Raw genomic sequence first — 8597 nt, 5'->3', positions numbered from 1 at the left:
GGTATTGACTCATGAATTCAGGCAGCTGAGGGTGCAATACTTCGCCTATACCATATGCTTCTGCACCCATGCCCACAATGTCTAACGGAATATGCTTGCGGACTTCGTTAAAAATATCCAGACCAAGCAGTCTGCCTCTTGTCGGTAAATTATTTATCACCACCAGGCCACGATTTAACGTACCGGTATAGGTATACTCGGGCATTGTAACACCGTGTGTAATGACCCTGCCGGTAAGGTGGTGGTTATCCCACATTAGCTGGTTAAAATTTGTTACATGAACCAAAATAACATCTGGGTCTTTCAAAGGATGTCGACTGTCCGTAGGATGACCCCACGGTGGGTCATGTTCCAGGTAAACCCTGGGAAGCTTCCGTTGACTTTCTGAAAGGATTTCGTACTGGTCTTCAAAATAGTTTTCATCTGTTTGAAAAAGGATCAGATCGAACTCCATAGTTTTAACCTCATCGACTGGTACTTCAACGACGTTGTCACCGAATGGGAAGGTTTCACCCCGGCCATAATAACCGGGCGATCTATCTTCCTTAACTGGAATAAAAAGTTCGTAATTTCCCTGCGACAGGTAAAAGAGATAGCTACCATGAATGTGCCAGGTAAACACACGTAGTTTCGATCTGCTAAGCGTAATTAACATAAATATTATTTAAGTCTCGCTGTACCCAGTACTTTCGTCAATATCAAGCTCCTCTACATCATCGTCCTCATCCATTGCTTCATCCTCTCCCATTCCTTCGCTTTCTGCATCACCGTTGTCTCGATCTGCATCAAACCCATTTTCCATTTCATTTTCATCCAGTTCTTCTCCTGGTGGATTCGGATCGATATTGCGAACCGGATTACGTGGATGACTATTCCCATCGAACACTTGCCCTGATGTTGAAGGTATAGATTCATTTGTTAATTTTTCCATGATCGAATTGTTTTATCAGTACACATTGCTACCACCACTTGTTAATAAGAAATGGCGGTTCGTTAATTGTTAAACAAGTTTACTAATAAGGAGTTACCAAAGGAAAAGGTTTAAAGAAACGAATGGTTTTGTGAAAATCAAGTGTATATACGCACTCTGGAACAGGTAGTTTTTACCTGGATCGGCAAACTACTTAACTAAAAAGCTGAAGACAGGAAAATTGCCCCGCTTCAGCTCTAAATGTTTAATATTATTTTAAATCCTCCGGACCTCTGCTCGTATCTGAGTCTGGCGACCATCCTTTTTCTAAATTCGAATCAGACGGCCGTTTATCATCCAATCCCTTTAGCTTTAAATCACTTTTGTCTCCTTTTTTATCCTTTCGGTCTTCATGGCCTAACTTTTCGTCTCCGACATGATGTTTCGGGTTTTCTTTATTTTCCATAATACAAGTGTTTTAATTGATTTATAAATCATTAAAAAAAACGACGAGAGAAAATGTTTTGAAAAATAATGGAAAAAACGTAATTATCCGTATGCGGATATTAGGCAAGGATTAGGCAAGCGGACAGTTTTTACACCTTTTGCCCTTCTTATATTTTTCACAGCAGGACGATTTTTTCTTTTTCTTTTTGTTATCGTCCTTTTTGCTATGTTTTTTATCTGAATCTGATTGTTTACCCAAGGTCTGGTTATTTAAATTTAAAGCTGCTGGCATTTAAAACCAGCAGCCCGAATAAACCAGTTTAGTGGTTTAATCTTCGCTGGTATAACTTATTCTACCAACATGTTTATCTATTTGCCATCTGCCGGTTCCTTCTTCACCGATCACGTCAAACAATTCCAGTGCTCGTCTCGCTTTATATTCTTCCTCTCTCTGTTCTTTAAAGAACCAGTTCAAGAATTCTACGGTAATGTAATCCTGCTCTTTATGGCAACGTGCAGCAATATTTTTTATTGATTGCGTAATATTAATCTCCTGCTCTAAAGCTTCTTCAAATACTTCACGAAACGAGTTATACTCACCTTTAATATTCATTACTTCAGGAGAGACTGCATTCCCGCCCATATCCAGAATGTATTTAAAGAACTTAAGTTGGTGAGCTCTTTCTTCTTCAGCTTGCTTGAAGAAATAATCCGCTGAATTGTCAAATCCATTACGATCGCACCACGAAGCCATTGAAAGGTATATTGACGATGAGTGTGCTTCTTTTTTTACCTGTTGATTTAAAAGCATCTCTACATCAGCAGAGATTAAGCTTTTATGACGAATGATATCTTTCATAGCCTTTTAGTTTAATTGTATGTCTTAACAACTCAAAAATAGTGCTATAAATTACATTAACCAATGTTCTTTGCAATATGGAAAGAGTCTAATAACAGTTAAGCAGGGATACGGTAAAGGCAATCATGTAATATTTGATTTAAATGTAACATGGTAAAAGTGCCGTCGAGCAACTCCTGGAAAGCAATAATTTCCATTATGGACAAAATGTAAAAATGATCGCAGGCACAGATAAATACGATCTCCAAATCGGCAGCAGGCTCACTGTTCATTAATAAACTGGCCACATCAAAGTGAGCAACCGCTTTTTTCAATTTAAGCAGGCACCGGTAATCAAATCGAGCCACCTTTCCGCCAAAGTCAATATACCAGCAATTTTCCGCATCGGATTGGTATACACTGCCGTTTTTTGTACTAAATACTTCGGCCAAAGAAGGTGATATTGCTGTCGTTGAATTATGCATGAAGTAGTAATTTGTAACAAAGATTGTTATTATTTGGAATTAATCCAAATTAAACTGCAAACAATTCATTCGTGCTAAATCATTATTTTTGGACAACTTATTGGATCTAATTTTCAATCTCTTGTATTCTAAAGAACAAATATCAACCCTTAAACAAGCCTTTTGGACCGCATTCGGCCAATATATGTCACTCTCCCTTTCTGCAGAGGGGCAAAAAATCAATTGGATAAATTATAAGACAGGATTAAAACACCTTAGTTTTAAAATGGAGGCAAATAAGCAAATTGCCTACATTGCAATAGAAATGACACATCCCGACCCAGGAATTCAAATGTTAATATTTGAACAGTTTAAAGAGTTTAAGCTGTTAATGGAAACCTCATTAGGAGAAGAATGGGATTGGCAATTGCATGTACAGAATGAGCATAACAAAACTATCAGCAGAATTTACAAAGAAACCCGAGATGCAAGTATATTTAAACAACAAGATTGGCCAGCACTGATCACGTTCTTTAAACCAAGGATCATTGCCTTAGATGCATTTTGGAGTGATGCCCAATATAGCTTTGACCTTTTTAAATAACCTTGGGGTTGTAGGCACCGCCGTCACGATCGTTCTTATAATTAAGCGCATCATCGTCAGCAACTTCTTCATCAGTTAATGGGCCATCATGCTCAACATCTTTGTTGGCCTTTTCCTCTGTTTCAATAGGGCCGCTCGGTTCAAAACCCGGATCCACTGCCGGATTTTCGAATTCTTCAGCATCGTTGTTGGTAATCGGCTCTTTAGGTAGTTGGTTGGGATCAGGTATTTCTGCCTCTCCCGGTTGCTTTACATGTTCCATAATCTTTTAATTAAAGGTAAAATCAAACATGATGCCAGTGACAGACATCATGCTGATCAACTTTATTTTAAGGATGCCAGAATGCCTTTAGCAGTTTTATTGTGGGCTTCCAGGGAAGGAAGTGTTTTTGCTGCAAACTTGCTGATATTTACATCACTACTTTTTGCTGCATTTTTAAAGAGTGCGATGGTTTTTTCATGATCCTCCACCATCAGCTTCATATATGCTTTATCAAACGCATCGCCAGTAAGTATCTTCAATTCCTCTATTTGTGCCTTTAATTTTAAAGGATAGCTGGTTGCCAAGGTCACATCACTACTCTGCGCAAGTTTTTTTAATTCCTCATTCACTTTTGTATGGTCTTTAACCATCATCGCACCAAATTCTTTTACTTTTGAATTTTTGGCTTTTTCTTGCGCAAGTTTACCTAGCTCCACTTCCATCATGCCACCAATTGCCGCTTTCTGAATAAACGAAGCAGTATCGATGTTATGCATTCCCGTTGAATCGGCCTTTGCCATTTCAGCGGAGTCTACCATAGTGGTGGACAGCGAATCTGGGTCATTACTTGTACGGTTCGTATTCTTGCAGGCCTGAAAGACACAAGCACTAAGAATGAGTGCAGATAATATAAATTTACTTTTCATAGCATAAGGTTTTGGTTTGTAATTTAACAAGTTAAAAATCACTTTGTTTAAATTAAATGGCACCAAAACCTTATTGCGTATTCCAGTAAACATCCTTGTGTAGGGCTACACAAGGTAAATGCAGGCTATTGCTCTCGTAACTTACCCCAGACTAAATACGATGCTCCCCAGGAGAACCCGGCGCCGAATGCTGTTAAAATCAATTTATCGCCTTCTTTGAAATCGTTTTTATAATCCCATAAACATAATGGAATTGTTGCCGCTGTAGTGTTACCATAACGGTCAATATTGATCTTTACACGCTCAATTGGGATATCAAGAATATCTCCAACCGATTGAATGATCCTTAGGTTCGCCTGGTGTGGTACCAACCAGTTGATATCGTCAGCAACCAGGTCGTTTCTTTTGAACACTTCTTTGCAGGTTTGGGTCATTCCCTCGATAGCTGCCTTAAAAACCACGCGGCCATTCTGAGATATATAATTTAGTTTGTTCGTTACCGTCTCAACTGACGATGGATTTTTGGATCCACCGGCCTGAACAATCAGTTGCTCTTTTCCACTTCCATCTGTTCTGAATACATTATCGATCAATCCGGAGTCCTCTGTGGTTCGTTCCAGCAATACCGCCCCGGCGCCATCGCCAAAAAGAATGCAGGTATTTCTATCTTCATAATTGATTATAGCACTATTTTTGTCTGCACCAATTACGATTACATTGGTATAACGGCCGCTTTCAATTAAGCTAGCGCCCAAAGTAAGGGCATACAGAAAACCACTGCAGGCAGCATTCGAATCCACTCCCCAGGCATTGGTTAAGCCTGCTTTTTCACACACTACGCTTGCTGTTGATACCATGATGTAATCTGGCGTAGAGGTGGCCACAATAACACATTCCACAGCATCTTTATCTAATCCAGAATTGGCTAATAAACGCTCAACCGCAATAACGGCAAGGTCTGAAGTGGCAATGTTTTTATCTTTAGCAATATGTCTTTCTCTTATTCCGGTGCGTGAAACGATCCATTCACTATTTGTATCCACCATTTCTTCCAGAGCATGGTTAGTTAAAATATGGTCAGGTACGTATCCACCAAGAGCGGTAATCCCGGCATTATATCTTGTTCTCATTAATTATATTAAATTCTTGACGCCAAAACTAAGAAAATTTACAGCTACGTTACACTTTATTTTATATGAAATGTACCTTTGCAATTAGTCCATATCATTATGAAACACTTTAATACATTAGCTTTTCTGCTTTTTCTTTTCTCAAGTATAACTCTACTTTCTTCCTGTAAAAACGATAAAAAACTTCCTATTTATGGGAATAGAGATGTTGAAACTGTAAAACAAGCTGATGGCACAACTACTATTGACTCAGTTTACCACACTATTCCAGCCTTTAATTTTTTAAATCAGGACAGTGTAAATATCACAAACGAAAATTTTAAGGATAAAATATATATTGCTGATTTCTTTTTTACGTCCTGCACAAGTATCTGTCCTATTATGCATCGCAACATGAAACTTGTTTATGATAAATTTCATGAAAACCCGGATGTGATGTTTTTATCACATACCATAGACTTCAAATATGACACCCCGTCCAAACTGAAAAAATATGCTCAAAAATTAGGTGTGGATGGCAAGAATTGGCAGTTTGCATATGGTCCAAAGGATGATGTTTACGGCATTGCCGACGACTATCTCGTTGCTGTCGGCGAAGATTCAACCAATAAAGATGGCTATGTTCACCAGGGATGGTTTATTTTAGTAGATAAAGATAAAAGAATCAGAGGCGCTTATGAAGGCACCGACGATGCTGCTGTAGCACAATTGCTAAAAGACTTACCTGTTCTGTTAGCAGAATACAAAAAGTAGAACATGCGCAGAAATCTAATAATTGGCATATTTACAACCATAGTGGCTTGTATCATCTATTCCTGTCAATCAGCACAGCAACTGGAACAAGACCGTTATTATGTAAATGGCCGCGATATTTATATTGCGCATTGCCAGAACTGCCATGGAGCAAAAGGTGAAGGCCTTGGTGAACTGGCCCCTCCACTTACTGATACTGTTTTTTTAAAAGAAAATAAAAAACAACTGGCGGGGTATATTAAATACGGCCTGGAAGGCCCCATTACAGTAGGCGGCATAGTTTACGACGAAAAGATGCCTGCCGAAGATAACATGGCCGATATTGACATTGCACAGTTAATCGTATACATCACCAACACCTTCGGAAATAACCAGGGAATGTATACGACCGAACAGGTAGCTTCCGACTTAAAAAATTTCAAATAGGTCTTTTTTGCTATCTTTGAAAAAAATGCAAGCCGATCTATCGCTTACTGTTTTATTTATATTGACTTGCTCAATGGTAAAGATAAGCAGGAAGAGGAAAGTCCGGGCAACACAGGGCATCTCGCTTCCTAACGGGAAGAGGTTTGGGATTCAATCCTAAATTATGGAAAGTGCCACAGAAAATACACCGCCGATGGCTTTTGCACAGGTAAGGTTGAAATCGTGAGGTAAGAGCTCACGAATACTCCGGGCGACCGGAGTGTTGGTAAACCCCGGGAGTTGAAAGACCAAATAGGCTAACGCATGTAGGGCTGCCCGTCCGATGTTAGTGGGTAGGTCGTTAGAGATAAATGGCAACATTTATAGTAGATTAATGATAGAAACTCCGCAAGGAGATACAGAACCCGGCTTATAGGCTTACATTTTTTAATTTTTCTGAAATATTAGTAAATAGTAATATCTTAGTATCCTCATATAAAATATTTAGTACAACCTATGGCAAAATTATTAATAATTGATGACGAGCGGGCGATAAGAAGCACCTTAAGGGAGATCTTAGAATACGAAAACTATGAGGTTGATGATATTGATAATGGCGTTCAAGGATTAGAACTGATTAAAAAGAAAAAATATGATCTCGTACTCTGCGACATCAAAATGAACCGTATGGACGGCATGGAGGTTTTAGAACAAGCCCTTGCTTATAGTCCTGACCTTCCTTTTATCATGATCTCTGGCCACGGAACGGTGGAGACCGCAATTGAAGCCAGTAAAAAAGGTGCTTTCGATTTTATTTCTAAACCACCTGATTTAAATCGCCTGTTAATTACCGTAAGGAATGCTTTAGACCGTGGAAATTTAGTAACGGAAACTAAGGTTCTCAAAAGAAAAGCAAGCAAAACAAGAAACATCCTTGGTGCATCTGAGGTGATCAATAAAATTAAAGAAACTATTGAACGTGTTGCCCCTACTGAAGCCCGTGTTTTAGTAACTGGCGCTAACGGTAGTGGTAAAGAATTGGTAGCAAGATGGCTGCATGAAAAAAGTCACCGTGCCGACAACCCTCTTATTGAGGTTAACTGTGCCGCCATCCCTTCAGAACTAATTGAAAGCGAACTTTTTGGACACGAAAAAGGATCATTTACCTCTGCCGTAAAACAACGTATTGGTAAATTTGAGCTGGCTAATGGTGGAACTTTATTTCTGGATGAAATTGGCGACATGAGTCTTTCTGCACAGGCAAAAGTACTCCGTGCGCTGCAGGAACATAAAATTACCCGTGTAGGTGGCGAGAAAGAATTTGAAGTTAACGTAAGGGTCATTGCCGCAACCAACAAAGACTTGTTAAAAGAGATTGAAGACGGCAACTTCAGAATGGATTTATACCACCGTTTAAATGTCATCAACATCCACGTTCCCCATTTAACGGAACGTATTGAAGATATCCCTGTCATTGCTCAAAACTTTTTAGAAGAGATTTGTAAGGATTATGGCATGCCTGTGAAGAAGATCAGTGATGCCGGCGTAATAGCCTTACAGCGCTTGCCATGGACAGGTAATGTGCGTGAGCTGCACAATATGATTGAGCGTTTAATTATTTTAAGTGATAAAGTAATTACCGAGCATGATGTTGCTGCATTTGCCAACCCAGGTGGTGGTACAAACATTGGCGCGGCACATGCCAGCCAGCTTGCCCCTAGCGCTTCCGCTCCGGGTTTAGATTATGAAAAGTTTACCAATTTCCAGGATTATAAAGATTATGCTGAACGGGAGTTCATTAAATTTAAACTGGAAAAACACAACTGGAATGTATCTAAAACCGCTGATGACATAGATATCCAAAGGAGCCATCTTTACAGTAAAATAGAAAAATTCGGTTTAAAAAGAACTGTAGAATAATTTCAAAAGAAATATTACCTTAAAAAATAAAAAACCTGCTTTTTCCAGAGCAGGTTTTTTTATGCATTTTAATTTGTGAGCTGTGCTTAATTCAATTATTTGTTTGTTGCACATAGATGGCCTTGGGATTTTCGTCAACTTACTATTACCTAATAATTACGATATCTATAGGTGAGCTTTCATAGGGCCTTGGTAGGTCCATTATATATCTTTGGCT

At 39.0% G+C, this 8597-nt stretch carries 12 protein-coding genes and 1 other RNA gene; 5 read left to right on the top strand and 8 right to left on the bottom strand.

Annotated features, from left to right (window positions below; all coding sequences use genetic code 11):
- The 5 genes from ACR2F3_RS03230 to ACR2F3_RS03210 all read right to left on the bottom strand — a co-directional run.
- A partial coding sequence (locus ACR2F3_RS03230) for a glycosyltransferase family 1 protein (protein ID WP_432708543.1) occupies positions 1–655 on the bottom strand: 655 nt, incomplete at its 3' end.
- A 9-nt stretch (positions 656–664) separates the two neighbouring features.
- Positions 665–886, bottom strand: coding sequence for a hypothetical protein (locus ACR2F3_RS03225; RefSeq protein WP_432708542.1), 222 nt, complete (start codon positions 884–886; stop codon positions 665–667).
- 295 nt (positions 887–1181) lie between these two features.
- Positions 1182–1376: a hypothetical protein gene (locus ACR2F3_RS03220; RefSeq protein ID WP_432708541.1), complete on the bottom strand. Its 195-nt coding sequence runs from the start codon at positions 1374–1376 to the stop codon at positions 1182–1184.
- A gap of 309 nt (positions 1377–1685) precedes the next feature.
- Positions 1686–2216 carry a ferritin gene (locus ACR2F3_RS03215; RefSeq protein ID WP_432708540.1) on the bottom strand — a complete coding sequence of 177 codons (531 nt, stop codon included), beginning with the start codon at positions 2214–2216 and terminating at the stop codon, positions 1686–1688.
- Positions 2217–2314: 98 nt separating this feature from the next.
- Positions 2315–2680, bottom strand: a complete 366-nt coding sequence (locus tag ACR2F3_RS03210) for a hypothetical protein (protein ID WP_432708539.1) — start codon at positions 2678–2680, stop codon at positions 2315–2317.
- A gap of 88 nt (positions 2681–2768) precedes the next feature.
- Between ACR2F3_RS03210 and ACR2F3_RS03205 the strand changes: the two genes are divergently transcribed.
- A complete protein-coding gene (locus ACR2F3_RS03205) occupies positions 2769–3263 on the top strand; it encodes a DUF4268 domain-containing protein (RefSeq protein ID WP_432708538.1) in 495 nt (164 codons plus the stop codon).
- On the opposite strand, the gene ACR2F3_RS03200 is transcribed toward ACR2F3_RS03205, so the two are convergent.
- The 3 genes from ACR2F3_RS03200 to ACR2F3_RS03190 form a co-directional block, all read right to left on the bottom strand.
- The gene (locus tag ACR2F3_RS03200) at positions 3256–3525 is read right to left on the bottom strand and encodes a hypothetical protein (protein WP_432708537.1); all 270 of its coding nucleotides are present in this window, start codon (positions 3523–3525) and stop codon (positions 3256–3258) included. The genes ACR2F3_RS03205 and ACR2F3_RS03200 overlap by 8 nt on opposite strands.
- 62 nt (positions 3526–3587) lie before the next feature.
- Positions 3588–4172 (bottom strand): DUF4142 domain-containing protein, encoded by a 585-nt coding sequence (locus ACR2F3_RS03195; protein WP_432708536.1) that lies wholly within the window; start codon positions 4170–4172, stop codon positions 3588–3590.
- A 125-nt stretch (positions 4173–4297) separates the two neighbouring features.
- Entirely contained in the window at positions 4298–5302 is a 1005-nt protein-coding gene (locus ACR2F3_RS03190) for a beta-ketoacyl-ACP synthase III (protein WP_432708535.1), read from the bottom strand.
- 99 nt (positions 5303–5401) lie between these two features.
- Between ACR2F3_RS03190 and ACR2F3_RS03185 the strand changes: the two genes are divergently transcribed.
- The 4 genes from ACR2F3_RS03185 to ACR2F3_RS03170 all read left to right on the top strand — a co-directional run bounded on the left by ACR2F3_RS03185 (position 5402) and on the right by ACR2F3_RS03170 (position 8380).
- On the top strand, positions 5402–6055 hold the full coding sequence (locus ACR2F3_RS03185) for an SCO family protein (protein WP_432708534.1): 654 nt from the start codon (positions 5402–5404) through the stop codon (positions 6053–6055).
- 3 nt (positions 6056–6058) lie between these two features.
- Positions 6059–6481 carry a c-type cytochrome gene (locus ACR2F3_RS03180; protein ID WP_432708533.1) on the top strand — a complete coding sequence of 141 codons (423 nt, stop codon included), beginning with the start codon at positions 6059–6061 and terminating at the stop codon, positions 6479–6481.
- Between the two features lie 24 nt (positions 6482–6505).
- An RNA gene (gene rnpB / locus ACR2F3_RS03175) (RNase P RNA component class A) lies at positions 6506–6909 on the top strand.
- Positions 6910–6976: 67 nt separating this feature from the next.
- Complete coding sequence (locus ACR2F3_RS03170; protein WP_432708532.1) at positions 6977–8380, top strand: sigma-54-dependent transcriptional regulator; 1404 nt, start codon at positions 6977–6979, stop codon at positions 8378–8380.
- The last annotated feature ends 217 nt before the right edge of the window (positions 8381–8597 follow it).

It is taken from the genome of Pedobacter sp. (assembly GCF_045627485.1).
Classification (GTDB): Bacteria; Bacteroidota; Bacteroidia; order Sphingobacteriales; family Sphingobacteriaceae; genus Pedobacter.
The sequence above is the reverse complement of the archived record's forward strand: the minus strand, read 5'-3'. Positions and strand labels throughout refer to the sequence as shown.